The organism is Actinomyces sp. 565 (assembly GCF_010365615.1).
In the GTDB taxonomy this organism is placed as follows: Bacteria; Actinomycetota; Actinomycetes; order Actinomycetales; family Actinomycetaceae; genus Actinomyces.
This window is the reverse complement of the sequence record NZ_PIZD01000049.1, coordinates 64385-89816: the sequence shown is the minus strand read 5'-3', so window position 1 is coordinate 89816 and position 25432 is coordinate 64385. Positions and strand designations below refer to the sequence as shown.

At 70.8% G+C, this 25432-nt stretch carries 16 protein-coding genes and 1 pseudogene; 6 read left to right on the top strand and 11 right to left on the bottom strand.

Translation table 11 applies throughout. The features are described from left to right. Nucleotides 1–150: 150 nt before the first annotated feature. The gene (locus GZ997_RS07950; RefSeq protein ID WP_162679511.1) at nucleotides 151–3078 is read right to left on the bottom strand and encodes an Rne/Rng family ribonuclease; all 2928 of its coding nucleotides are present in this window, start codon (nucleotides 3076–3078) and stop codon (nucleotides 151–153) included. A 605-nt stretch (nucleotides 3079–3683) separates the two neighbouring features. Here GZ997_RS07950 and GZ997_RS07945 point away from each other — a divergent pair. Both GZ997_RS07945 and cydB read left to right on the top strand, forming a co-directional pair. Continuing rightward, nucleotides 3684–5180, top strand: coding sequence for a cytochrome ubiquinol oxidase subunit I (locus tag GZ997_RS07945; RefSeq protein ID WP_162679510.1), 1497 nt, complete (start codon nucleotides 3684–3686; stop codon nucleotides 5178–5180). Nucleotides 5181–5293: 113 nt separating this feature from the next. Beyond that, nucleotides 5294–6421 (top strand): cytochrome d ubiquinol oxidase subunit II, encoded by a 1128-nt coding sequence (gene cydB, locus GZ997_RS07940; protein WP_162679509.1) that lies wholly within the window; start codon nucleotides 5294–5296, stop codon nucleotides 6419–6421. A gap of 144 nt (nucleotides 6422–6565) precedes the next feature. Here cydB and GZ997_RS07935 read toward each other — a convergent pair whose 3' ends face one another. Beyond that, nucleotides 6566–6859: a hypothetical protein gene (locus GZ997_RS07935; RefSeq protein ID WP_162679508.1), complete on the bottom strand. Its 294-nt coding sequence runs from the start codon at nucleotides 6857–6859 to the stop codon at nucleotides 6566–6568. 342 nt (nucleotides 6860–7201) lie between these two features. Here GZ997_RS07935 and cydD point away from each other — a divergent pair, with 342 nt between their 5' ends. From cydD to GZ997_RS07920, 3 genes are read left to right on the top strand one after another with little or no spacing between them, the layout of a single operon-like run. After that, entirely contained in the window at nucleotides 7202–9031 is a 1830-nt protein-coding gene (gene cydD, locus GZ997_RS07930) for a thiol reductant ABC exporter subunit CydD (RefSeq protein WP_343212302.1), read from the top strand. Further along, nucleotides 9028–10923, top strand: coding sequence for a thiol reductant ABC exporter subunit CydC (gene cydC / locus GZ997_RS07925; protein WP_162679507.1), 1896 nt, complete (start codon nucleotides 9028–9030; stop codon nucleotides 10921–10923). The genes cydD and cydC overlap by 4 nt, the downstream gene beginning before the upstream one ends. After that, complete coding sequence (locus tag GZ997_RS07920; protein ID WP_161923781.1) at nucleotides 10916–12742, top strand: GAF domain-containing protein; 1827 nt, start codon at nucleotides 10916–10918, stop codon at nucleotides 12740–12742. Before cydC ends, GZ997_RS07920 begins: the two co-directional genes overlap by 8 nt. A 171-nt stretch (nucleotides 12743–12913) precedes the next feature. Here GZ997_RS07920 and GZ997_RS07915 read toward each other — a convergent pair whose 3' ends face one another. The 7 genes from GZ997_RS07915 to GZ997_RS07885 form a co-directional block, all read right to left on the bottom strand. After that, nucleotides 12914–13567 (bottom strand): response regulator transcription factor, encoded by a 654-nt coding sequence (locus GZ997_RS07915; RefSeq protein ID WP_161923780.1) that lies wholly within the window; start codon nucleotides 13565–13567, stop codon nucleotides 12914–12916. A 63-nt stretch (nucleotides 13568–13630) separates the two neighbouring features. Continuing rightward, a complete protein-coding gene (gene mutM, locus GZ997_RS07910) occupies nucleotides 13631–14662 on the bottom strand; it encodes a bifunctional DNA-formamidopyrimidine glycosylase/DNA-(apurinic or apyrimidinic site) lyase (protein ID WP_162679506.1) in 1032 nt (343 codons plus the stop codon). Nucleotides 14663–14676: 14 nt separating this feature from the next. Continuing rightward, complete coding sequence (gene rnc / locus GZ997_RS07905; protein WP_161923779.1) at nucleotides 14677–15564, bottom strand: ribonuclease III; 888 nt, start codon at nucleotides 15562–15564, stop codon at nucleotides 14677–14679. Further along, nucleotides 15564–16190: a DUF177 domain-containing protein gene (locus GZ997_RS07900; RefSeq protein ID WP_162679505.1), complete on the bottom strand. Its 627-nt coding sequence runs from the start codon at nucleotides 16188–16190 to the stop codon at nucleotides 15564–15566. Before GZ997_RS07900 ends, rnc begins: the two co-directional genes overlap by 1 nt. Nucleotides 16191–16292: 102 nt before the next feature. Beyond that, nucleotides 16293–16880, bottom strand: coding sequence for an ATP synthase F0 subunit B (locus GZ997_RS07895; protein WP_161923778.1), 588 nt, complete (start codon nucleotides 16878–16880; stop codon nucleotides 16293–16295). 13 nt (nucleotides 16881–16893) lie between these two features. Beyond that, nucleotides 16894–17445, bottom strand: coding sequence for a pantetheine-phosphate adenylyltransferase (gene coaD / locus GZ997_RS07890; protein ID WP_161923777.1), 552 nt, complete (start codon nucleotides 17443–17445; stop codon nucleotides 16894–16896). 200 nt (nucleotides 17446–17645) lie between these two features. Then, a complete protein-coding gene (locus tag GZ997_RS07885; protein WP_162679504.1) occupies nucleotides 17646–21119 on the bottom strand; it encodes a glycoside hydrolase family 2 TIM barrel-domain containing protein in 3474 nt (1157 codons plus the stop codon). A gap of 505 nt (nucleotides 21120–21624) precedes the next feature. Between GZ997_RS07885 and rsmD the strand changes: the two genes are divergently transcribed. Then, nucleotides 21625–22239, top strand: coding sequence for a 16S rRNA (guanine(966)-N(2))-methyltransferase RsmD (gene rsmD, locus GZ997_RS07880; RefSeq protein WP_162679503.1), 615 nt, complete (start codon nucleotides 21625–21627; stop codon nucleotides 22237–22239). A 68-nt stretch (nucleotides 22240–22307) separates the two neighbouring features. Here the strand turns inward: rsmD and GZ997_RS07875 are convergent, their stop codons facing one another. Both GZ997_RS07875 and GZ997_RS07870 read right to left on the bottom strand, forming a co-directional pair. Beyond that, complete coding sequence (locus GZ997_RS07875) at nucleotides 22308–24548, bottom strand: ATP-dependent DNA helicase RecG (protein WP_162679564.1); 2241 nt, start codon at nucleotides 24546–24548, stop codon at nucleotides 22308–22310. A gap of 82 nt (nucleotides 24549–24630) precedes the next feature. Further along, a pseudogene (locus GZ997_RS07870) lies at nucleotides 24631–25432 on the bottom strand (glycerol kinase); the annotation flags it as partial.

Here is a 25432-nt window from a genome sequence, read left to right as displayed (position 1 = left end):
CGATCCGGCGGGCAACACCAACCTGTAGGGGCTTGCGAGACCTGTGTTCTTCCGCACCTCACAGCTCGCGGGGCGCGCCCCGCGGGTGCCGGGCGTCCGCCGCGCCGGAACGGCGACCGCTGCTCACGCAGCGGCCACCGCCCCAGCCATTCACTCGCCCGCGTCGGCGGAGTCGGGGGCAGCGCCGCCATCCGTGTCCGAGTCGTGCTCGTGCGCATGCTCGGAAGCCGCCGCGATCTGCGCCAGCGCACCGCGCACGGCCGAGCGAGCGGCATCATCCCGGTCCCCGTCCGCAGCCGCGGACTTGCCGCGTCCCCCAGACCGTCCCGACCTGCCGGAGGACTTGGCCAACTTGCCCGCTCCCTTGGCGGACTTCCCCTCGGACTTCGCGCCGTCGTCGTCGCGGCCGCGGCGGCCCCGCCCGGAGCCGGCGCCGCGCGAGGCGGAGGCGGACATGTCCACCGCCTGGTTCTCCACCGGGTGCTCGTGGACGATGAAGCCGCGCCCGCCGCAGCACTCGCAGGGCGTGGAGAAGGCCTCCACCAGCCCCTGCCCGACGCGCTTGCGGGTCATCTGCACCAGCCCCAGGGAGGTGACCTCCGTTACCTGGTGGCGGGTGCGGTCGCGCCCCAGGCACTCCACCAGCCGGCGCAGCACCAGGTCGCGGTTGGACTCCAGCACCATGTCCACGAAGTCGATCACCACCATGCCGCCGATGTCGCGCAGCCGCAGCTGGCGCACGATCTCCTCGGCCGCCTCCAGGTTGTTGCGGGTGATGGTCTCCTCCAGGGTGCCGTCCGCACCCCCGGTAAAGCGCCCGGTGTTGACGTCGATCACGGTCATGGCCTCGGTGCGGTCGATGATCAGCGTGCCACCGCTGGGCAGCCAGACCTTGCGGTCAAAGCCCTTGGCGAGCTGCTCGTCGATGCGGTGCGCGGTGAACACGTCCTCCGGGCTGACCCAGTGCTCCAACCGGTCGGTCAGCTCGGGGCTGAGGTCGGACACGTAGTTGGAGATGGTCTTCCAGGCGTCGGGGCCCTGCACGATCAGCTTGCGGAAGTCCTCGTTGAAGACGTCGCGCACCACGCGCACGGCCAGCTCGGGCTCCTCCTTCAGCAGCATGGGCGCCTTCCCGGAGCCCTTGAGCACCTGGGAGGACTTCTTGTCGATGCTCTCCCACTGAGCCACGAGTCGCTTCACGTCGTCAGCGAGCTGCTCCTCCCCCGCGCCCTCGGCGGCGGTGCGGACGATCACGCCGGCGTCGTCCGGGACGATCCGCTTGAGGATCTTCTTCAACCGGTTGCGCTCGGCGTCGGGGAGCTTGCGGGAGATGCCGGTCATGGTGCCGCCGGGCACCAGCACCAGGTAGCGGCCGGCGAGGGTGATCTGGCTGGTCAGCCGCGCACCCTTGTGACCGATGGGGTCCTTGGTGACCTGCACCAGGACCGCGTCCCCACTGGACAGCGCGTCCTCGATGCGGCGCGGCTTGCCCTCCATGCCGGCGGCGTCCCAGTTGACCTCGCCGGCGTACAGGACGGCGTTGCGGCCCTTGCCGATGTCCACGAAAGCAGCCTCCATGGACGGCAGCACGTTCTGCACGCGCCCGACGTAGACATTGCCCACCAGCGAGGCCTGGGTGTGGCGGGCCACGTAGTGCTCCACCAGCAACCCGTCCTCGAGCACCGCGATCTGGTTCAGGCCGTCCTGCTCGCGCACCACCATCTGCCGGTCGACGCTCTCGCGGCGGGCAAGGAACTCGGCCTCAGTGATGATGGGCCGACGCCGGCCGGCAGCACGTCCCTCACGGCGGCGCTGACGCTTGGCCTCCAGGCGGGTGGAGCCCTTGAGCGCGGTGATCTCGTCCCGGGAGGCGTCGGAGCGGCTACGCGAGCGACGACGCCGACGGCGCGAGCTGCCGGCGCTCTCCTCCGGTGTCTCGGCGGAGGCCTGGTCGGCGGGCGCGCTGTCTGCGACGTCGGCGGCCACCTCGCCGACCTCGTCTGCGTCGTCGGCGCTCTCGGTCGTGGTACCCCGCCCTTCGGCGCGGGAGCGGGCGCGCCGCCCACGTCCGCCGCGGCGGCGCTTGCGGCGGCCGGTGGAGGCGTCCTTGTTGTTCTCGGCGGCCTCAGTGGTTTCTTCGCCCTCCGCGCCCTCGGTCGGGGCGGGCTGGGAGGATGCGGCCTCTTCGGCGTCGGTATCGCGGGCCGGGTCGGCGTTGCGGCTGCGGCGCCTGGCGGGGGAGGTCTCTTCCACGTGCTCGGGCGCGGTGGAGGCGGCGGTCGCGCGACGACGCCGCCGACGCCCGCCACCAGCGCGGGTACCGGCAACGGCCTCGCCGGAATCTGCGGCGTCGGCATCACCGGAGTCAGCGCCGGCCGAGGCGGCGGCGCCGGACTTGACGGCCGGGGCGCCCTGGTCCCGGCGCGAGGCGGTTTCGGCGCTCGGCTCCGCCGGCTGGGCCTGGGCCGGGGTGGTCGCGGCGACCCTCACCTTGCGGCGCCGCCGGGCCAGCGCCGGATCAGGGGCCTGGAACAGGAGCGATGCGGCGGGTAGCTGCGGCTCCTCCGGCTCCGGCAAGTCCTCCCCCAGCACCGACGCGGACGCTCCGGCGTCTGCCTCAGACTCGGGTTCGGAGGCCGAGTCGGACTCAGGGTCAGGGTCTGCCGCGTCCTCGGCCTCGTCGTCGGCGCCATCGACCTCGCTGCCCTCGGTCTCGGGGGCCTCGGCATCTTCTGCTTGTACGGCATCGGCGCCTTCGCTCTCCGCGGCATCGGGGGCTTCCGCCTGCGCAGCATCATCGGCGGAGTCGGCGGAGTCGACCGCCGGGGCGTCGTATTCCGCGGGCGTTCCCACGGACGCGTCGGAGTCAGCGGCTTCGACACCCTCTGCCTGCGGCACAGCCGCCTGCGCCTCGGCGTCTGCGACGTCGGAGACCCTGCTCGGCGCGTCGGGAGCGGTCTCGGGCGTGGTTACGGCGGCGGTGACTCGACGGTGCCGGCGAGCCGGGCGCTTGGGGGTGCTTGTCTCCTCGGAGCCCTGAGCGTGTGCGTCGTGTGAGCGCGAAGACGAGGGTGACATGGGTCTATCTGCACTTTCGGGCACTATGGCTCCGCCGTACCCGCGGCGCCATGGCGCGGTCGCGCTCCCCTGGCGGGGAGCTAAAAGCCTACATGTGCGCCTTGTGGCGCCGGCCTGCGGCGGAACTCGCACATTGCGGAAGTGCGGCGGCGCTCTGGGCGGCGCAATTCTTCCGGGCGGTCTCGGCCGAGGGTCGGACACCGACTGCCGGTACGGGACCGCCGGTGCCAGGGGCAGTATCCCACAGGTGCAAGTCGGCCGGGCCACCGTCGCACAGGTAGCGCCGTCGTCTCGCCCACGGCGGACAGGCCAACCGGCGCACGCCACCCCAGCACTGTCACAAACGGTGACAAACGCACCCGCGCCGCCGACGCGCCATCACCAAAACGTCGAAATCACGCGGTTTCAGATTCGAGCCGGGACGTCGGGGCGCGCGTTTGTCACCAATTCTGACAACCGACCGCTCCATCCCAGGCCGACGCACAGCCGTGCAACGAGTCGTATCTTTTCGCGACACACCGTCACCCTATACTTGACCTATCTCCCGGGGAGCCCCTATAAGGTTCCTCTTATATTTCCCGTGGTCCTCGCGAAAGGCGGCGCAGATGAGCCTCGCACCCATGGCGCTCGACTCCCTCGACGTGGCTCGATGGCAGTTCGGCATCACCACCGTCTACCACTTCATCCTGGTACCGCTCACAATCGGCCTGTCTCCGCTGGTCGCGCTCATGGAGACGCTCCACCTGCGCACCGGCAACGAGCAGTGGCGGACGGCCACCCGGTTCTTCGGCAACCTTCTGCTGATCAACTTCGCGCTCGGCGTGGCCACCGGCATCGTGCAGGAGTTCCAGTTCGGCATGAACTGGTCGGAGTACTCCCGGTTCGTCGGCAACATCTTCGGGGCTCCGCTGGCCTTCGAGGCGCTGCTGGCATTCTTCATGGAGTCCACCTTCCTGGGCCTGTGGATCTTCGGTCGCGACCGCCTGTCCCCCAAGTTGCACAACCTGTGCATCTGGATGGTCGCCCTGGGCACCAACCTCTCCGCCTTCTTCATCCTCGCCGCCAACTCCTGGATGCAGCACCCGGTGGGCGCCGTCGTCAACCCGGACACCGGTCGGGCGGAGCTGGACGGTGTCGGCGGGTTCTTCGAGGTGCTGGGCAACAAGATCCTGTGGGTCACCGTGGCGCACGTGCTGGCCTCGGCCTTCCTGGTGGCGGGCACACTCATCCTGGGAGTGTCCGCGTGGTGGATGATCAAGGCCACGCGCGCCGGGCAGGACTTCGAGGCCAGACACCTGTGGCGCCGCATGACGCGCTTCGGTGCGGTGACCATGGTCATCGCCGGCATTTTGACCGCCGGCTCCGGCCACATCCAGGGGCAGATTGTGGCCGAGGAGCAGCCGGCCAAGATGGCGGCGGCCGAGATGCTGTGCGAGACCGAGTCCGGCGCCGGCTTCACCGTGGCCGCCTTCGGCTCCTGCGCCGACGGCACCGCCAAGCATCTGATCACCGTCCCCTATGTGTACTCCTTCATGGCCACCAACGATCCGAACGCCGAGATCATGGGTCTTAACGACGCCCAGGAGCTTTACGCGGAGCGCTACGGCGACGGCGTGGACTACACCCCCAACGAGATGATCACCTTCTGGTCCTTCCGCCTGATGATCGGCCTGGGCATGCTCGCCGTCGCCATCGGCGTCGTCGCCCTGTGGCTGACGCGCCGCGGCCGCCTGGTCGACTCCCCGCTGTTGGGCAAGATCGCCCTGTGGAGCATGTGGCTGCCCTTCGTCGCCGCCTCGTTCGGTTGGATCATGACCGAGATGGGGCGGCAGCCCTGGGTGGTGGTGCCTAACCTTGCCGATCCCGTCTCCCAGGTCTATATGCTCACCGCCGACGGCGTCTCCACGGTCGTCTCCCCCGGCACCGTGCTGGCGTCGCTGATCGGCTTCACGCTGTTGTATGCCGCCCTCGGCGTCGTGTGGTTCCTGCTGCTGCGCCGCTACGTTCGCGAGGGCGTGCGCACCCAGGTGCCCGACGTCGTCGAAGACGCTGCCGGGCGCCCGGCCGACGACGCCGAGACGCTGCTGTCGTTCCAGTACTAGTCCCGTGACCGATGCGCACCCCAGCCGCTGCCAAGGCCTGCGGCGGCCGACGCCATTGCCCGCCGACTCTGCCACCAACCAACGCACAATCCGACTAACCCGTGGAGCCCACCGTGACACTCTCCGTCCTCTGGTTCATCCTCATTGCGATCCTCTGGGTCGGCTACCTGACCTTGGAGGGCTTCGACTTCGGCGTGGGCATGCTGCTGAAGATCCTCGGCCGTGACGAGCGGGAGCGGCGCGCCATGGTGCGCGCCATCGGCCCCCACTGGGACGGCAACGAGGTGTGGCTGCTGACCGCCGGCGGCGCCACCTTCGCCGCCTTCCCCGAGTGGTACGGCACCCTGTTCTCCGGCGCCTACCTAGTGCTGTTCCTGATCCTGCTGTGCCTGATCGTGCGCGTGTGCGCCATCGAGTGGCGCGGCCGGATCAACGATCAGACCTGGCGCGACCGGTGGGACTGGGCGCACACCATTGCCGCCTGGCTGCCCTCGATCCTGTGGGGTGCGGCCTTCGCGAACATGGTGCAGGGCATGGAGATCGAGGTGGTCGACACCGCCACCGGCGCGCCCGTGCCGGCCGGTGAAGTGCCTGCCGACGCGCTGATCCTCGGCGCCTCCCACCTGCTCACCGGAGGGTTCTTCAGCCTGCTCACGCCCTTCACGCTGCTGGGCGGCGCAGCCACCTGCCTGCTGTTCCTCACTCACGGAGCCCTGTTCACCGCGCTGAAGACGGCCGGCGACCTGTCCGTGCGGGCGGGTGCCTTCGCCCGTCGCTGCGGGGTCGCCTCGACGGCGGTCGCGGCCGTCTGGGGCGCGTGGGCGACCAGTTACTCGGCCACCGCCTGGGTCTGGCTGCCACTGGTAGTGGCGGCGTTGGCGCTCGTCGGTTCCCTGGTGGCCTCGTTCCGCGGTCGGCAGGGGCTTGCCTTCGGCCTGCACTTCGCCGGTATCGCTGGAGTCGGGGCGCTCATCTTCACGGCCATGACGCCCGACGTCATGCGCTCCTCGAGCGACCCCGCTTACTCACTGACCATCGCGCAGGCCGCCTCCGCCGACGCCACCCTGGCGATCATGACGGTTGCCGCCGTCGTCTTCCTGCCGGTGGTGCTCTTCTACACGATCTGGGGGTACCGGACTTTCTCCGCGCGCATCAACGCCGAACGGATCGACCCCGACGCCGGTGGACTGCACCCCACACGTGTGCGCGACAACGCCCAGCCCGCGCCCGCCGATCACTGAGGCGCTCACCGAGGCGGGCCGACGCTCGCCCGTGGCCCGACGACGCCGTCTACTACGCCACTTCACCGTTGGGTACGCCAGTTCAAGGTTCGCTGAACGGCCCACAGCCATTCAGCAGACCGCTAATTAGCGGAGCAGACGCACTCAGCCCTCCGACGTTGGCGGGCCCACAGCCCTGCGGGCCTCCTCCTGGGACTCCATGAGCTCGTTGTACTCGGTGAAGTCGCGAGCATCTGCGCACAGCTCGCGGGTCATCTCGATGATCCGTTCCGGGACGATGATGCCGTACCAGGCGATTGTTGAGATCGCGCATTCGCATGCAGCCCCCACGTCGCCTTCGCATATCAGGTTCAGGTTGCGGGCGTCCTCGGAGTCCGCGCCCCGACAATCAGCAACGACGGCGATCAATTCATCGGTCAACTCATCCCAGCTAGCCACATCCCAAATGTACTTCTACGCCGGCAGACGGGGCCAGACGACGGCGACGAACGCTGTGTCGGCCTGCCCCTCCCCATCGGCGTGGGGTACGGATTCAGCACCGCTGCCGGTATCTGGTGCTGGCTGCTTCAAAGCGTGCGGCAAACACTGAACCGCCTGCCTCGGGGAGCCATCCGGATGCAGCCGGGTGACTCCTCACCATTATGCGACTTCGGCCTCCTGACATACAAGCGAATAATGCTGAGGCCGAGGCTGTGAGCGCGACGGCGCCCCACCACCCCCAATCCCCATCAAGAACCCACTCCCGGGACCACGGTCCCACTGCGGCACTATGCTGTTTGGGTGAAGCCGTTGGACCCCCGACTCATGCGCTACGCAGCCGCGGCTCGGCGCTACATCGCCACGACAACGGTGACGGGCGCGCTGACCGCGCTGCTTGTCATCGCCCAGGCGTACCTCATCGCCCACGCCATCTCCCCGGTCATCACCGGCACCGCCGCCGCTAGCACCGTGCGGCCCGCGATAGCGGCGCTGGCCGGGGTGGTAGCGGCCCGGGCACTGGTCCTGTACGTGCAGGAGTCGCGCGCCCACCGGGCGGCCACCGACGTCACCACCGACCTGCGCCGCCAAGTGCTGCAGCGCGCCGCCACTCTTGGGCTGCGCTGGCGGGCCGTCCACGGCGCGGACACCGCCACCCTCCTCACGCGCGGCCTGGACGACCTCGAGCCCTACTTCACCCGCTACCTGCCGCAGCTGCTGCTGGCGGCCACTGTCACCCCGGCCACCGGCCTGGTGCTACTCACCCAAGACCTGCCCTCCGCTATCGCAGTGGCCTGCACCATCCCGCTGATCCCGATATTCATGATCCTAATCGGCCGCCTCACCCAGACCCATTCCGAGGCCCGACTGCGCACCATGGAGCGCCTGGGCAGCCAACTGCTGGACCTGCTGGCGGGCCTGCCCACCCTCAAGGCGCTGGGCCGTCAGGCCGGCCCCGCCCGGCGGGTGCGCGAACTCGGCCGCGCTTACAACGCCACCACCATGTCCACGCTGCGGGTGGCCTTCCTGTCCGGTGCGGTGCTGGAGTTCATCACCACCCTGTCGGTGGCAATCGTCGCCGTGGAGGTGGGCTTCCGGCTGCTGTACGGGCGCATGGACCTGGCCACCGGCCTGCTGGTCATCATGATCACCCCGGAGGTCTACCAGCCGTTACGGCAGGTCGGCTTCCAGTTCCACGCCTCTGCCAATGGGGTGGCCGCCGCCGAGGCGGTCTTCGCGGTGCTTGAGGAGCCCGCGCCGACGCCGGGCACCACCCCCGCACCCGACCTGTGCACATCCCGCATCGAGTTTGAGCAGGTTTCCGTGGCCGCCCGCGGCGCCTGGGCACCCGCCGACCTCACGGCAACAATCCGCCCCGGCCGGGTGGTGGCCCTGACTGGAGCCTCCGGTGCCGGCAAGACCACCACCGCCGGGCTGCTACTCGGACTGCTACCCCCCGACCGGGGTCGGGTACGGGTGGTCACCGCCGCGGACTCAGGAGTGGACCTGGCCGACGTCGCCTCCGCCTCCTGGTGGGAGCAGATCACCTGGGTGCCGCAGCGCCCCGTGATCGTGCCCGGCACGCTGCTGGAAAACGTCCTCGGCCAGTCCCTAACCGACGCCGACACCCCAGCCCCGGCCGATGCCGGCGGGCACGCCCCGGCGGACGCCGTCCCCGTCCCGCCCGCCCTGGCGGATGCCGCCGCGGCCACCGGATTCGACGAGGTCGTCGCCGGTCTGCCCGCAGGCTGGCACACGCGCGTAGGCCAGGGCGGCGTGGGACTGTCGGTCGGACAGCGCCAGCGACTGGCTCTCACCCGCGCCCTGGTCACCGACGCCCCCCTGGTGCTGCTCGACGAGCCCACCGCCCATCTCGACGCCGCCAGCCAGGCGCGGGTGCTCGATGCCGTAGCCGCTCTACGCGCGGCAGGCCGCACCGTCGTGGTGATCGCACACCGGGCGGCGCTCGTCTCCCTGGCCGACGACGTGATCGAGGTAACTTCCCGGCCCGCCACCGGGGACGTGCTCGTCCCAGAGGCCAGCCACGCCGGACCCAGTGACGCCGCTACCGGGGACACCGATCCAGACACCGATCCAATGGACATGCTCGTATTCTCAGGAGGCGACCGGTGAGTGCCGCGTTGACTGCCTCCGAGCGGAGTGCCCTGCGCCGCGCCGTGGATCTACTCGACCTGAGCGGCGCCCGATTCACCGCATCCGTAATCGTCGGCTCGCTGGGGCTGGCCAGCGCAGTATGCCTGTCCGCCGTCGCCGCCTGGCTGATCGCCCGCGCCTCACAGACCCCGGAGGTGGTGGCTCTCGGGGTGGCTCCGGTAGCGGTGCGCCTATTCGGAATCTCGCGCTCCGTGCTGCGCTACTGCGAGCGCCTGCTGTCCCACGACACGGCACTGCGGGGCATGAGCGCGCTGCGCACCCGGCTGTATGAGACTCTGGCCGGCGCCCGCACGGACACGGTTGCGGGGCTGCGCCGCGGGGACGTGCTGGCGCGTGTGGGCGCCGACGTGGACGCCGTTGGGGACCTGGTGGTGCGCTCACTGCTGCCGATCGCGGTGGCCGCCGCCCTGGGTCTGGCCGCCAGCCTGGGACTGGCCCTCGTGTATCCGCCGGCGGGCGCGATCCTGGCGGTCTGCCTGCTGCTCTCGGGCGTCGCCGGGCCCCTGATGACGATCCGCTCGGCGCGCGCCGCCGAGCTGGCACGCCAGGAGCAGGCCACCGACCTGTCGGCCGCCGTCGTGAACCTGCTCGACGGTGCCGACGAGCTGCGCGTCTCCGGACGCATGCCACGCACCATGAGCGACCTGGCCGGCTTGGAGGACCACCTGGCCGCCACCCGTGACCGGGCGGCCCGGCCCGCCGCCCTGGCCGCCGTCATCGACACCACCGCCATGGGTCTGGCCGTGCTCGGCAACATACTCGTGGGCGCCCAAGCCGTATCCGACGGGCGCCTGGCCCCGGTGTGGCTGGCGGTGATCGTGCTGGTGCCGCTGAGCGCCTTCGAGGCCTCGGCCGCCCTGGGCCCCGCGTCCGTCCAGTTGGTGACCTCGGCGGGCGCAGCCGTACGCATCATGGCCCTGCTCGACGACGCCGCCGCCTCCGCCGCCCACGTGCCCACGCCGCGCCCACTGCCCGCCGCGAGCACCTCCGGTCCGCACCTGCGTGCGCGTGACTTGGCGGTCGGCTGGCCGGGCGGACCGGTTGTCGTCTCCGGCGTCGACCTGGACCTGACGCCGAGGCGGCGCCTGGCCATCGTGGGCCCCTCCGGCGTCGGCAAGACCACGCTGCTGCTAACCCTCGCCGGCCTGCTGGAGCCGCGGGGAGGAGAGCTGACCCTGGATGGGGCGCCGCCGTGGAGTGCGGATCGGGCGGAGGCTGCCGGGCGCGTGAGCCTGACTGCGGAGGACGCGCATGTATTCGACACCACGGTGCTGGAGAACCTGCGCGTGGCCGACGGCGCACTTACCCGCGAGCGGGCTGTCACCCTGCTGGCACGGGCCGGGCTGGGTGACTGGTTGGCCCGTCTTCCCGATGGGCTGGACACGCGCCTGGGGGCGGATGCGACGGCCGTTTCCGGCGGCGAGCGGCGCCGTCTGCTGCTGGCTCGCGCCCTGGCCGCGCCCGCGCCGCTGATGCTGCTGGACGAGCCCGGCGAGCACCTGGATGCCGCCACCGCCGACCGCCTGGTCGGGGACCTGCTGCACGCCGGCGCTACAGACGCCCCCGCCACCGGTGTGGAAGCCTCGGGCGGTGACACGACCGACCCCGCCGCCGATGCCCGCGGCGTATTGTTGGTAACCCACCGTCTGTCTGCCCTGGCGGACGCCGACGAGGTACTGGTCCTGGGCGCTCCACAGGACGCCAACGACCCACACCACACGGACGATGCCGATGGTTCCCCGCGCGGCGCCCCCGCGACGGTGACGCGCCGCGGCACCCACGCGAGCCTCGCGGCGTCCGATCCCGCATATCGCTGGTCCCTTAAGCAGGAGCGCGAGAAACATGGCTGAAGCACCTTCATACCCCGGCAACCCCGCCTATAGCGACATCCACGACGCACCAACGGGCAGCACCGTGCGCCTGTTCCGAGCTGCCCTCCGTCTGACGAGCTCACTGAAGGTACCGGAGGCGCTGAACCGGCTCGTGGACTCCGCCTGTGCGCTTACCGGAGCCGGATGGGGAACGATCGCCGCCCCGGCATCGGTCGATCCCTTAACGGCCGCATCCCTGACCACCGGCACAGCCACAGCCTCCGCCGACGAGTTGGCGACCATGCTCGTCGGCGCCCCGGGGGCCGGCCCGGAGGACTCGGGGGTGGTGCTGCGCAACACTCCCGGCGACGGTGAGCCCTGTGGTGCGATCCTTTCCGCCCCACTGCGCGTACGCGGACAGATTTACGGACGTCTCTACCTGTGCGACAAGCGAGGCGGATTCACGGAGGCGGATGTCACTGCGGTGCTGACGTTGGCGGAGGCCGCGGCCGTGGCGCTGGAGAACGCGCGCCTGTACCGGGAAGCCCGGGACCGGGAGCAGTGGATGGCTGTTTCGCAGGAGCTGACCACAATGCTTCTCTCCGGCGCGGACGAGGAGGACGTACTTACCCTGATTGCACGCAGGGTGCGGGAGGTCGCCCACGCGGACACCTCCGCCCTGGTGCTGCCCAGTGTGGGTGACACGTGGATCTGCGAGATCGCGGATGGCGATCATGCCGATGAGCTGGTGGGCACGTTCTTTCCGCCCGAGGGACGGGCCCTTAAGACCTTGGCACGCCGCACCGGACTGATCGAGGACTCGCTGGCTGACGCCTGGGGTGCCTCCGACCTGCTGGTGCAGGAGCTCGCCCAGTTCGGGCCGGCACTGTATGCACCCATGATCCACCGGGGCCGCGGCGTAGGGGTAATGCTGCTGCTGCGGGCGCAGGGCGCCGAACGCTTCACCCAGCAGGACCTGGAGATCGCCGAACTGGTGGCGGGGCAGGCCACGGTCGCCTTTGAGCTGGCCGACGCCCAGCATGCGGAGGAGATGGCGACCCTGCTGGATGAACGGGCCCGCATCGGCCGCGACCTGCACGACTTGGCCATCCAGCAGCTGTTCGCCACCGGCATGCAGTTGTCGGCTGCGCGTGACCGGCTCGACCGGGAGGGCTCCGCGGCGGGCACGGATATGTCAGTCGCCTGTCAGGCACTGGATGCGTCACTGGCGGCGGTGGACGACTCGGTGCGGCAGATCCGCTCGATCGTGCGTTCCCTGCGGGACCGTGATGAGGACGTCAGCGTGGTGGAGAGGCTGCGCCGGGAGGCCTCGCTGGCCCGCACGTCCCTGGGCTATGCCCCCTCCTTGATCCTCACCGTGGACGGCCACGGCCTGGCGCAGGCGGGGCGTGAGCGGGAGGACGAGCTAATCGGTGTGATCGACGCGGCGGTTGAGCCCGATATCGCCGATGACATCGTCGCCGTGGTGCGGGAGGGGTTGTCGAATGTGGCCCGGCACGCCAAGGCATCCTCAGTTACGGTTGACGTCAAGGTAGAGGGCCTGCTTGCGTCGCAGCCGCCCGCCGGCCAGGACGGCGCCGCTTCGGGTGACGCCGAGCCCTTCCGGGGTGCACCGGTGGTGGAGGTGGTCTGCCGAGACGACGGCGTCGGCGTCGATCCCGCCGTCACCCGCCGCTCGGGGACCGCGAATATGGCAGAGCGGGCGCGTCGCCACGGCGGCAGCTTCGTAATCGGCCCGCGTGCGCGCTCCGATGGTGAGAGGCGCGGCACCTGCTTCACCTGGAGAGTGCCGCTAGAACGGCCGCGTATGGTTCCCGGCCTGATTCCAAACAGCTGATCCCGCCCGCAGCCGGGATCGGAGGAGCTCATGCAGACGTCTCGCGGACCTGAGGCGGCCACTGCCCGGGCACCCTGGGCGGCGCTGGGGCGCAGCGGGCCAATGAGGGCGCCGGGATTGGCGCCGCGTACGGCCGTTACTCCGAATCGCCGGTGAATCGCTCTGGGATCATTAATTGCGGCGCCAGCCGGAAGCCCGCTGGCCGGCGACCCACGCGGCCACCTGGGTACGCCTTTGCAGCCCCATCTTGGCCAGCAGCGAGGTGATGTGATTCTTCACCGTCTTCTCCGCCACTCCAAGGCGCTCGCCGATCTCGCGGTTGGACAGGCCGTCACCGATCAGTTCGAGCACCTTGCGCTCCGCATTGGTCAGATCTGCGGTGGGGTCGTCATGATCGGCTCGACGGCGAGTCACAGTACGCTCATCCAACAGCACTCTCCCGGAGGCCACCGCCCGCACTACGTCGCTGATCTCCGCACCATGCACAGTCTTGAGCAGGTAGGCCCGGGCGCCGGCGTCGAGTGACTCCGCCAGGGCCTCATCATCATCGAATGAGGTCAGCACGATTGGCAGTGCCTCCGGCACCGACTCGCGCAGAGCCTGCATGAGCTCGATGCCGGTGCCATCCGGCAGCTGCAGGTCCACCAGCACCACATCCGGGCGCATGAGCTCGGCGCGGCGGATCGCCTCCGCCTTTGAGCCGGCTTCAGCGACCACGTCAAGGCCGTCAGCGCGCTCGATGATCTCGGCGATGCCTCGACGGACGATCTCATGATCGTCCACGATCATGACGCGGACCGTTTCAGTCGCGGAAGCACTCTGCATACACCAGAGCCTATCAGCAGCGGGGACCTACGTCACAGTCGACCGGAGCCGGGCGGCCCCGTCTCAGTGCTGTGCCTGCCGCGGCCGTCTCTGGCACCTGGGGCAGTACACATGGCTGCGGCCCCCGACCGTCTCGGTGCGCAGGGGCGTGCCGCAGCGTCGGCACTCCTGTCCGGCGCGCCCGTATACGGCCAGCGAACGGGCGAAGAAGCCGGCGGCGCCGTCGGCATCCACGTACAGGGCATCGAAGCTGGTTCCACCCACCGCCAAGGCCCTTCCCATGACCTCGGCGGTGACGTCCAGCAGCCTTGCCGTCACCCGCGGGCCCAGCGCCCTGCCCGGCCGCAGGCCGTGCACCCGGGCGGCCCACAGTCCCTCGTCCGCGTAGATATTGCCGATGCCGGAGACCACACCCTGGTCCATCAGCAGGGTCTTAACCGCCCTGGCGGATCCGCGGATCTTGGCGATGACGGCGCGCCGGTCCAGATGCGGGTCAAGCAGGTCACGGGCAATGTGAGTGACATCGCTGGGGATGAGCGGGGCTGAGCTGCCCGCGCCGCCCGGCGCACCATCCGCGGTTGGGACCATGTCGCTTATACGCAGCCCGCCGAACATGCGCTGGTCAACCAGGTCTAGCACGGCGCCGCCTGGCGCATCACTGGGAACGGGACGCAGGTGGAGGCGCACCCGCAAGTGGCGCGGGCGAGCGCCCGAGTCCTCCACTGGCTGCGGGGCACGCGTAGCAGTCAGGTCTACACGGGACGCGTCCGGGTCGCCCAGGAACGCCTGCGAGGCCTCCGCACCCGCCTGGGCCGATTCCCGGCCGGACGCGGTGCCGCTGACTAGCAGCTGCCCACTCATTCCCAGGTGGGCGACTAGTGCGGCACCGTCGTCCAGCGGCAGCCAGAGGAACTTGCCCCGGCGTACCGCGGCGCTGAAGGAACGCCCTGCCAGCAGCTGCACGAAGGCTTCCGCACCACCCCGCTGCCGCCGCAGCGGCCGCGGGTCCAGTACCTCCACGCGCTCCACCACCCGTCCGGTCAGATGACGGGCCAGACCCGCTCGGACAGTTTCAACCTCAGGCAGCTCAGGCATTGGTCCCGCCCAGCTCAGCCTGCCGCGGGCTCAGGTGCAGCCTCATCCGGCAAGGACTCAAGCGCCGGCACCGGTGCAGTTTCCGCCGCACCTGCCGCGTGCGGGCCTCCGGCCGGTTCCGCGCCCAGGTCGGCGCGTAATGCCTCATTGACCCCAGGCAGGTGCAATCCCCCATCGCCGTGGGAAGCGAGAATAGCCGCGTAGGCGGCCTCAGCCGCGGCGTGCTCCGCAATCTTCTTGGAGGTCCCGGTCCCCTCCCCGCGCACCCGGCCCTCAACGGCGGCGCTGGCGGAGAACACGCGACGGTGGTCGGGGCCGGTAGCCGTGACCTCGTAGACGGGATTACCCAGGCCGTGGACGGCGGCGAGTTCCTGCAGGCTGGTCTTCCAGTCAAGGCCCGCGCCCAGCATTGAGGCGTCGTCGAGAAAACGGGACACCAGGCGCTCTACTACGGCGCGTACCGGCTCCAGGCCGGTGGTCAGGTAGGTGGCGCCGATGAGGGCCTCAACCGTGTCGGACAGGATGGAGTCCTTGTCGCGGCCACCGGACAGGGCCTCACCCCGGCCGAGTTTGATGAACTCGCCCAGGCCCAGGTCCCGGGCGACTGCCGCCAGCGCGGGCTCGGACACGGTGGCGGCACGCATCTTGGCCAGCTGCCCCTCAGGCAGGTTCGGGTGGGCGTTATAGAGATTCTCGGTGACGATGATGCCGAGCACCGAGTCGCCCAAGAATTCCAGCCGCTCATTCGTGGGTGGACTGCCGTGCTCATGGGCCCAGGACCGGTGCGTGAGCGCCAAGTCGAGCAGATCCGGGTCGATGCGCTCTCCCCAGCGGAAGACGAGCGCCTCCACGTCCTCGCGCGCCGCTGACTCGTTACGCCGTTTCCTACGCCGTGAGCCCATCAGCGCTGCTCCTGATCGTGCGGCGCGTCCGGGTCCTTCGAATCATCCGCAGCACCGGCATCCGCGGAGGCACTGCTCTGCGCCTCGGGTAGCAGGGCGGCCAGCGCCGACCAGCGGGGATCCAGCTGCTCGTGGTGGTGACCTGCGGGCAGGTCATCCAGCCGCTCGCCGCACTGCGAGCACAACCCGGCACAATCCGGGCGGCACAGCGGCTGGAAGGGCAGGGCGAGCACAAGTGCATCACGCAGGGCTGGCTCCAGGTCCAAAGTGGCGTCACCCACGAGGAACAACTCGTCGGCCTCCTCATCGCCCTCCGCGGCCTGCGCGCGGGCCGCCTCTGGGGTGAAGTAGAGCTCATCGAAGGAGATGGTCGTGTCCTCCGCAATATCGCGCAGGCAGCGCACGCATTGACCTCGCAAGTGGATTTCGGCGTTCCCGCGGACCAGTACGCCATTATCCAAGCTGGTCAGTTCAGCGTCCACAGTCAGGGGGCTGCCCTCCTGGGCGCCGATCATCTCAGCGCCCAGATCAGCCGGCGCAGTGGTGTTCAGATGGACGTTCTTGATCGTGCCGACCTGCTGCGGCAGGTCGACGATGTCTACGACGAGTCCGGCCGTGCTGGCCATTGGTGCTCCTCCTGGAAGGTTTCGGGACGCGGATCGCTGCGGCGGTCGGGGCACCCCGGTACGACTGCGGGGGCGAATCTACCCGCGAAGGGGAGTAACAGCCTAGCGCCCGCCCTTCATCCAGTTACTGGTGGCCGCCGGGTCCACGGACCAGCCGGCGAAGTGTCGGGCGGCGTCCTGGCGCTCACGCTCGGCGTCGGCCGCCTCGTCTGCGGCGGTCCCCAGGCGGGCGGCCAGTGCCTCACGGCCGGCCTGCACCTGTTCGGAGAGCTTGTCGAGCTCCGACTGCAGTGCGGCCAGGGAGCGGTCGGAGTAGTCATCAGCGCCGTGCCGCAGCCGTTTAGCGCGCTCCTCCGCGGCAGAGATGATGGCATCGGCGCGGTCATTGGCCATGCGCACGATGTTCTCTCCGGCAACCAGCCGTTCCGCCTCCTCCTGGGCGTGGGCGAGGATCCGCTGGGACTCCTCGCGGCCCTGCGCGAGGACCGCGTCTGCGTCCGCGACGATCTCCTCCGCCCGGTGCACCGCGGTGGGGACGGCCTGGCGCGCGCGGTCAACCAGCTCGAGCACGTCCTGGCGGCTTACGATCGCGGAAGTGCTCATAGGCAGCGAGCGTGCGGTCGAGACGAGCTCGTCAAGCTCGTCGAGGATGCGTAGCAGGTCGTCTCCGGCATCGGCGCGGGTAGTCACAGTTAGTCGTCCTTCAGTTCAACAGGGTTTCGGGGTCGGCGCTGACGGTGGTCGGGCGAGTCTCCGCCACGAGACCCGGCGACCGGGCGGGCAGAGCGCGAGCCAGGGCGGCGGCGACGCCGTCGGGCACGAGAGCCGACACGTCCCCGCCGTGGCGGGCGATATCCTTCACCAGCGAGGAGGACACGTGGGCGTGTGTGGGCGCAGCGGCCAGGAAGAAGGTCTCGGGGGCGCCAAGCTCCCGGTTGAGCAGAGCCATGGGCACCTCGGCGTCAAAGTCGCTTCCGTTGCGCAGGCCCTTGACTATGGCGTCTGCACCCCGCTGCGCACAGAAGTCAGCGAGCAGGCCGGGGACGACGGCGACCTCCGCCCCCGGAATACCAGCCAGTGCAGCCCGGGCCAGCGCCACCCGCTCCTCAATACCGAACAGGCGGGAGGCGTCCTTGGCCGCATTGTGGGCAACGCCGAGGATGACCCGGTCAAACAGGCTAGCGGCGCGCCGCACGACGTCGACGTGCCCGAGGGTGATCGGGTCAAAGGTTCCGGGGTACACCGCGAGCGTCACGCCGCGAGGCTAGCGGAACGGTCCCGAGCGGGTGGGGACGCGCGCCGAAACAGGGACGACGAGTGTGCTCAACCGGTGGCCGCCGGCCCGCCACCGAGAGGGCTCCACCGAAGAGGCCGCAAGCGAGGCGGCCCGGTCGGCCGTGCGCCCCGCCCGCGCCGACGCATCGGCACGGCTCGGCGCCAGCCCACATGACGACATCAGGCGGGCTGCACGCCGAGCCAGGCCTCCACGACCACCGGCCGGGGCGCAGCGGCGGCCTCCGGGCGCACATCCGGGCCGCAGGAGCGCGTACCGATACCGTGGTGCAGGGCATCCAGATGCAGCCACAGGTGGGTGTCCGGGTGCAGTTCCTCCACGTGCTCCGCGGCGGTGAGGTTATTCAGGCTCCACGGGCTCAGGGAGAAGGCGACCGGGGCCGCGGGCGGGATCGCGACGGTCAGACGTCCGGCGTCGCCACCGAGTTGCAGGCGGCGCAGGCCGGAGCGGGTGCCGCCCTCCTGGGGGCGTACCGGCTGCTGCCACAGCATGGACACGTCGCCGGTGAAGGCGCCGTGGCGCACGGCCCCGGAAAGGTCCGCGTAGGCGGGGGCAGGACCGATGCCGGACCAGGTGACGCGGTTCAGGCCAGCGGGCAGCCCCAGCCGCACCCCCAGGCGGGGCAGCACGGCGGGCAGGTCCCCGGTGGGGATGATCTCGGTGCGCAACCGCAGTCCACCGGCTTCAGCAGTCAGTGTGGTGGCGGTCTCCAGGGCCCACGCCTGCTCGGGCGCGCCGCATTGGGTGCGCACAACGACGGCGTCACCCTCGATCGCCGCATCCAGGACGCGCTCACTCGCCAGGTGCAGGCCGGCCCGGCGCCAGCGGTCGGCCGCGGAGGGGCCAGGGCGGCCGGCACCCGCACCGAGGTTGGTGCGGCTCGGAGGCACCTGCCAGTAGTCGATGGGTCCGTGGCCCTCGTCGTTGTCAGTGGGGGCGCGCCAGACGGTCGTCAGCGGGCCGACGAAGCCGATCCCGCCCAACTCGCTGAGTCGGCCGCGGTCGTCCAGTAGGGCGGCTCCCAGCTTGATGCCGCCGCGTACCCGGACCGGCGCCGCGCCAAGAGTGGCCGCTCCCGGGCCCGCGGCACTCGCGGCCCCGGCGTGGTCGCCTGCGGGCGCATTCGTTGATGCGGGCCCGGTCGGTGTGAGGACAGTCGATGGGGCCGCAACCTCCACCTCCCGGGTGGACACGACTCGGCGCCCCGCGGCATCGGCGCACGCCACCTGGGGCAGCAGCGGGGCGCTGTCGGCCGGGTTGACCTGGCGGGGCCCGGTGTCGGCTACTCCTGGGATGAGCGGGTCCAGCACGGCGGTGAGCACGTGGACGCTACGGCCTGCTGCGCAGGCGCGGGCGACGGCGGCCGCCAGCTCGGGCACGTCCAGCACCGCGTCCTCCCCAGCAGCGAGCTCGGGCAGCGGGGACTCTCCGGTGGCGGCTCCCCCGAAAGCAGTGAGCCTACCGAGCACATCGCTGTGGGCGGCGGCATCGGGAGCCGGCGCCCCGGCGGCCGGAGCCGCTGGGGCAGACGCGGTCCCGGCCGCGGCCGCACCGTCGGCGGCGGCCACGGTCACCTGCCAGGCGAGCGTAAGTCCGGAAGTGGTGCGCGCATGGAAGCGGTTGCGCACCCGCACCGTGCCGGCGTCCCGGCGCGGGCTCGCGGCGTCACCGCCCCAGGTCGCCAGGACCGGGGCGACCGCATTGGCCCAGGCGGTAGTGCCGGCACTGGGAACGGTGTCGGCGGAGACGAGCCCGTCGCACACGAAGTTGCCGTCGTGCACGACCTCGCCGAAGTCGCCGCCGTAGCGCAGCGCACCGGCCGCCTCGGGGCGCGGGTCGACCAGGGCGTGATCGCGCCACTCCCACACGAATCCGCCCAGGTGCCGGGGATTGGGCTCGACCTGCGCGGTGTAGTCGTCGATGCCGCCGGGGCCGGTGCCCATGGCGTGCAGGTACTCGCACATGATGAACGGCAGGGTGCGCACGCGCGCATTCTGGGCGGGTGTCAGGCTCGCCGCGGCATGTCCGGTTACGGCGACCGGCGTACTGGCGGGAGCGGCGCGGTCGGCGCCGGTGGTCTCCGCCCCGCACCCGACGATGGCCTCGACCTCCTCCAGGGTCGGGTACATGCGCGAGTGGACGTCGGTGTAGGCACCGGCGAAGTCGGCCTCGTAGTGGATCAGGCGGCCGGGGTCGCGGTGCTTGATCCACTGGCTCATCGCAGCCAGGTTGCGCCCGGTGCCGGACTCATTGCCCAGAGACCACAAGAGGATCGCCGGGTGGTTCTTGTCGCGCTCAACCATGCGGCGAGCACGGTCCATCAGGGCTTCTCGCCAAGCCGGATCATCGGTGGGGTTGCCCCGCCAACCGTGCGCCTCGAAGCCGTGGGTCTCCAGGTCGCACTCGTCCATGACCCACAGGCCGATCTCGTCGGCCAGGTCGAGCAGGCGCGGGTGGGGCGGGTAGTGGGAGGTGCGGATGGCGTTGACATTGTGGGCCTTCATGGCCGCCAGGTCGGCGCGCGCCCAGGCCTCGTCGAAGACGCGGCCGCGGTGGGCGTTGACCTCGTGGCGGTTGACGCCGGCGATGATCAGGCGGGCCCCGTTGACGCGTACCTGGCCGTCGATGACCTCCAGGCGGCGGAAGCCGGCGCGCAGGCGCACGGTCTCCTCCCGGGCGGTGAGCACCAGGTCGTACAGGCGCGGCACCTCCGCGCTCCAGGGCTGGGCCGCGGGCGCGGTCAGGCGGGCCGTGCCGGGAGCGGCCAGCTCGGCGGCCAGGCCTAGTTCGGGAAGCTCAACCCGCACCGGGAAGGCGGCGGGCGGGGCGGCCACGTCGACCTCAAGGAAGCCGGTGCCGGTGGCGGGGTCGTAGTCAGTGCGAGTGAATACGTCCTCGACCCTCCCGGCGGGCCGGTGCAGCAGGGTGATGTCACGGAAGACGCCGGGCAGCCACCACTGGTCCTGGTCCTCCACGTAGGTGGCGGGGGACCACTGGGATACGCGAACGGCCACGGTGTTCTCCCCCGCTCGCAGCAGGCCGGTCACGTCCAGCTCGGAGGGCAGGCGCGAACCCTGGGTGGTGCCGACCCAGGTGCCGTTGAGCCACACGGAGGCGAAGGACTCCGCCCCGTCCAGGCGTAGCACCTGGCGGGCGCCTCCCTGTTCCAGGGGCCAGTCGGCGGGGAGGGTGAAGGTGCGCACGTGGTCCGCGGTGGGATTCTCATCGGGCACGTACGGCGGGTCCACGGGGATGGGGTACTGGACGTTGGTGTACCAGGGCAGGCCGCGCTTGCCGTCGCCGGTGAGCACCCAGTGGGCGGGCAGGTCGATCTCGCCCCAGGGGCCAAGGGAGGCGTCGGCGGTGTCAAAGACCGGGACAATGGGTTCGCCATGCTCGTCCAAGCCCTCGGGGTGCGCCTGCGGGTACAGGCGGAAGGCCCAGGTGCCGTTGAGGGAGAGGCTCGGGGCGCTCGTACTCTCGGGCGCGACCCAGGCGCGCGGCGGCAAGTGGCGGCCGCGGCCGGGCCCGGGCACGGTGGGGAGCAGCCAGGGGTGCATGGTCCGGCCGCCCGCCCCGGCCTCGGGCTGCATACCCTGATCGAAGTCAGCGGCTCCGATGACGGTGCGCGGCATGTGTCTTCCTCCCGATCCCAACGGAGTGTCTCCGCTGTCACCCCGGCGTTCGCGTATCCGCCCCAAGCCTAGTGGTACTGGAGCCATTCGCCGGCACGCAGCGCACGCCCTCAGCCCCACACCCGGGCCGGTAGTAGTGACGGGTCGAAGTCGATAGCTACGCGTCAGCCGGAACCGCGGGGCGGTGACGGTTGCCCCGCACGCTCAGGCCTCCGCTAGCAATCCATCATTTTAAAGCTTTTCATTGGAACTACGCGGAATCGCTGAATTGAGGGTGAACGGGTGTGGACGCTCCTGCGTGCGCCGAGGCGACCGGCGCACACAGGAGACTTCCCGTCACTCCTGACCCGGCAGACAAACCGCAGAATCACGCGGATCCCTACCTTCAGACATTCGGCTAAGCGTGCGGCGCCCTGCTCCGCCCTCGACTGCGGCGGTGCGGAGCCGGCCCGGCACCGTTCCCTCTCGGTCCGCGTCTCGGGGATCAGTCCTCTAGGCTCGCCCCATGACCAGGATTGTGGCCGGGAGCGCCGGTGGGCGCCGGATCGAGGTGCCCGCAGCCGGCACCCGCCCGACTTCCGAGCGGGTGCGCGAGGCCCTGTTCGGCCGGCTCGAGCACTACGGGGTGGTCGCCGATGCGCGCGTGCTGGACCTGTGCGCCGGCTCGGGCGCACTCGGCCTGGAGGCGGCCAGCCGCGGTGCCACGGACGTGACCCTTGTGGATGCCTCCCGCCGCGCCACCCGCGTGTGCGACGCCAACATCCGCGCCCTCGGCCTGCGCGGCGTGCGCAGCGCCACCGCGAAGGTGGAGGCCTTCCTGGCCGGTCCCGCGGGCGCACCCGTGGGCCTGGTGATGCTAGACCCGCCCTATGACGTCGACGAGGCCGCCCTGGCCGCCATGCTGGCCCAGCTCCCCCGCCACCAGGACCCCTGGCTGGCACCGGACGCGGTGGTCGTGGTCGAGCGTTCCTCGCGCTCCCCCGAGCCGTCCTGGCCCGCGGGGCTGCGCTGCTTCTCCGAGCGAAAATACGGGGAGACCACGCTCTGGTTCGCCGAGCCCGAAGACGACGGCACTTCCGACGACGGCGCCTCGGCCGACGCGGGGTCGGCCGGGCACTGATCGGCCCGCCCGCGCCGCGGGCCGGGACGATTCGGCCCGCCGACCCCGCACCGGTGCGCGCCAGCGTGTCAGGACCGCTCCAGGTAGGCGCCAGCCTCCTCGTCCAGCCGGTCGGCGATGGCGGCGGCCAGGTCCCGATGCTCGGCCAGGGTCGGGTCGGCAGCGATGACCGCCTCCGCCTGCGCCCGCGCCCGCGCGATGAGCGCGCCATCACGGGAGACGCGCAGCAGGTCCAGGTCGCTACGCCGCCCCGACTGGGCAGCACCTAGCACATTGCCCTCGCTACGCAACTCCAGGTCCGCCTCCGCCAGGCGGAAACCGTCAGTGATGTCTCCGAATGCCTTCAGCCGGTGGTATGCCGGGCTGCCGACCTGCACCCCGGTCACCGCCACGCATACGGACTCCCGCTCGCCACGCCCCACCCGCCCGCGCAGCTGATGCAGCTGCGACAGGCCAAAGCGATCAGCGTCCAGGATCACCATCATCGAGGCCTCCGGCACGTCCACGCCCACCTCCACCACGGTAGTGCTGACCAGCACCGGGGTGCGCCCGGAGGCGAAGTCCGCCATGACGGCGTCCTTCTCGGCCGCAGTCATTCGGCCGGTCAATGCGCCGATACCCACTCCCGCGAGCGCGGGCTCGTCAGCCAGGCGCTGTGCCCAGTCGACTACGGCGGCGAGCGGCCGTGCCGCGGCCTCCTCCGACGGGAGGCCGCCGGCCTCGTCCAGCAGCGCCGTGGCCTGCGGGTCCGGTTCCTCCGGGTCCGCCCCGGCGTCGTTGGCATCGATACGCGGGCACACCACATACACGCGCCCGCCTGCAGCCACCTCCTCGGCTGCGCGCCGCCAGATACGCTCCACCCAGGACTCACGCTCCCAGGGCACCAGCCGGGTGGTGATCGGGCTGCGGCCGGCGGGCAGCTCGTCGAGTACCGCCGTATCCAGGTCTCCGAACACGGTCATGGCAATGGTTCGGGGAATGGGTGTGGCTGTCATCACCAGCAGATGCGGGGTGCGCTGCGCGAGCGTGGTGGGATCAGTAACGCCGCCGCGCTCGCGCAGGGCGTCACGCTGGGCCACGCCAAAGCGGTGCTGCTCATCAACGACGATGAGCCCGAGGCGGGGAATCTGCACCGTCTGCGACAGCAGGGCGTGCGTGCCCACCAGGATGCTCGGCTCCCCGCCGGCCAGGTCCGCCAGCAGCTGGCGGCGCTGCGCCGGCGGGGTGGAGCCGGTCAGCAGCCGGACGCGGGTGGCGCGCTGCCCGCCGTCGAGCATGCCTGCGCGCGCAAGCGGGCCCAGCAGGGCCTCCAGGGAGGCCCGGTGCTGGGCCGCCAGGATCTCCGTGGGCGCCAGGAGGGCGGCCTGTCCTCCGGCGCCTACCACTTGCAGCATGGCCCGCAGTGCGACCAGGGTCTTGCCGCTGCCTACGTCCCCCTGAAGAAGAAGCTGCATTGGCGCGGTGGAGTCAAGGGCGTCGGCGATCTGCGCACCTACGCGTGTCTGCCCGGCTGTGAGGGAGTACGGCAGGGCGGCGTCGAGGTCAGCGAGCAGGGAGTCACTGCCGGGGACCGGCCACGCCACGGAGGTGTGCTCAGCGGCGTGCTGAAGGCGGCGCTGCACGAGGGCGGTCTGCAGTACCAGGGCCTCCTCGTGGCGCAGGCGGCGGCGGGCGGCGCGCCACTGAGCAGCCTCCTCAGGGGCGTGCACCCACTTGTAGGCGGTGTAGGCGTCAATCAGTCCCTCCGCGGCGAGTACCTGCTCGGGCAGTGGCTCGGGCACGTCCTCGGGGCCTATTTGCTCCAGTATGGTGCGTACCGCTCGGGACACCATCCAGGAGGGCATGGACTCGGTGGCGGGATAAATCGGCATGGGCCGCGCCAGGAGCGCCTCACGCTCCGCGTCATCGAGCTCATCCAGGACCTGGAAGCGGGACCCGGCCAGTTGCTTGCGTCCGTGGTGGAGCCCGACCCTGCCGTGCAGCAGCACGGTGGTGCCGGGGGCCAGCTTTTCGGCGCGTTGCCGCATCTGGCCGGGGTTGCCGAACATAACCAGGTCCATGTTGGAGCTACCGTCGGTGACGGTGGCCTCCAGCAGGGCAGGAGGCCTACCGCCCCGGGTGCGGCGCGAGGCCGCACGTACCACCTGCGCCTGAATGGTGGCCTGCTCGCCGTCCTTCAGGGTGCGCAGGTCGGTCAGGTCCCCCCACATGTCATAGCGGCGCGGATACAGGCGCAGCAGGGCGCGGGGCGTATTCAGCCCCTGCTTGGCGAGCTGGGCGGCGGTTGCCTTTCCCAGGAGCCGGTCCAGCGGGCGGTCGAGCAGGGGTACGGCGCCGCGGGGGGTACGCCGCCCGGGAGGATTGCCGGCTTCGGGGGTCATGGGCGCCGGCTCACCCAATGGCGATGAGGACGTCGGGGGCGGCCTGGGCGCCCGCGTGAATGACGATCTCTATGGTGTCGGGTAACAGGCCCTGCTGCTCGGCGTAGCGGACCACGGCGGCGGCCGCCATGGCGCCGACATCGGGCAAGGCCTCACGGCCGAGAATCACGGTGACGAGTTCATCGTCTGGGCGCAGCACGGCGGTAAGGGTGGCAGCGACTGCGTCCGCCTCGGCCTCCGATCCGGTCAGGGCCGTTGTGCGCACGCCGGCAGCCACGCTTCCCGTGCGGGTGGCCAGCGCACCGAGCTCAGCATTCTCGGTCTGTCCGGCGACGGCGACGGCTGCCGCCAGCACCCGCGCCTCGTCATCGGTGTCGCACACCAGCAGGCGCACGCCATCCGGAACTGTGCGGGCGGCCTCGCCGCTCCCGGCACCGCGCACGGAGGACACCGCGGAGCGCGCGGCCAGGAACCGGGCGGCTTCATGAGCACTGGCAGCGGCCCGAGAATCGCAGGGCAGCACAATGGCCTGGGCGACACCGAGGTCGCCGGCGGCGCGGACAATGCCGTCGCGCTCCGGGTTCAGGACCACCACAGCGCCCGTGCGCGCGAACTGCTCTATGAGGCCGGGGGCACGAGTACAAGCAATCACACCCACGCGCTGGGCGGCACGGGAGGCGGAATCCGTACCGCCGTGTACGGGCAGCCCCCGATTGCGGCGATTGGCCAGCCGCTCGAAGGAGACCACCCGGCTGTCACCGGCACCGGAGAAGGGCAGCGGAGGCTCATCGGCGTCCCAGGTGGGGGCGACT

Excerpts from the sequence above, each read along its gene's own strand:
- GZ997_RS07950 (WP_162679511.1), bottom strand. The coding sequence starts at position 3,078 with ATGTCACCCTCGTCTTCGCGCTCACACGACGCACACGCTCAGGGCTCC.
- GZ997_RS07945 (WP_162679510.1), top strand. The coding sequence starts at position 3,684 with ATGAGCCTCGCACCCATGGCGCTCGACTCCCTCGACGTGGCTCGATGG.
- GZ997_RS07920 (WP_161923781.1), top strand. The coding sequence starts at position 10,916 with ATGGCTGAAGCACCTTCATACCCCGGCAACCCCGCCTATAGCGACATC.
- GZ997_RS07915 (WP_161923780.1), bottom strand. The coding sequence starts at position 13,567 with ATGCAGAGTGCTTCCGCGACTGAAACGGTCCGCGTCATGATCGTGGAC.
- mutM (WP_162679506.1), bottom strand. The coding sequence starts at position 14,662 with ATGCCTGAGCTGCCTGAGGTTGAAACTGTCCGAGCGGGTCTGGCCCGT.
- rnc (WP_161923779.1), bottom strand. The coding sequence starts at position 15,564 with ATGGGCTCACGGCGTAGGAAACGGCGTAACGAGTCAGCGGCGCGCGAG.
- GZ997_RS07900 (WP_162679505.1), bottom strand. The coding sequence starts at position 16,190 with ATGGCCAGCACGGCCGGACTCGTCGTAGACATCGTCGACCTGCCGCAG.
- GZ997_RS07885 (WP_162679504.1), bottom strand. The coding sequence starts at position 21,119 with ATGCCGCGCACCGTCATCGGAGCCGCTGACTTCGATCAGGGTATGCAG.
- rsmD (WP_162679503.1), top strand. The coding sequence starts at position 21,625 with ATGACCAGGATTGTGGCCGGGAGCGCCGGTGGGCGCCGGATCGAGGTG.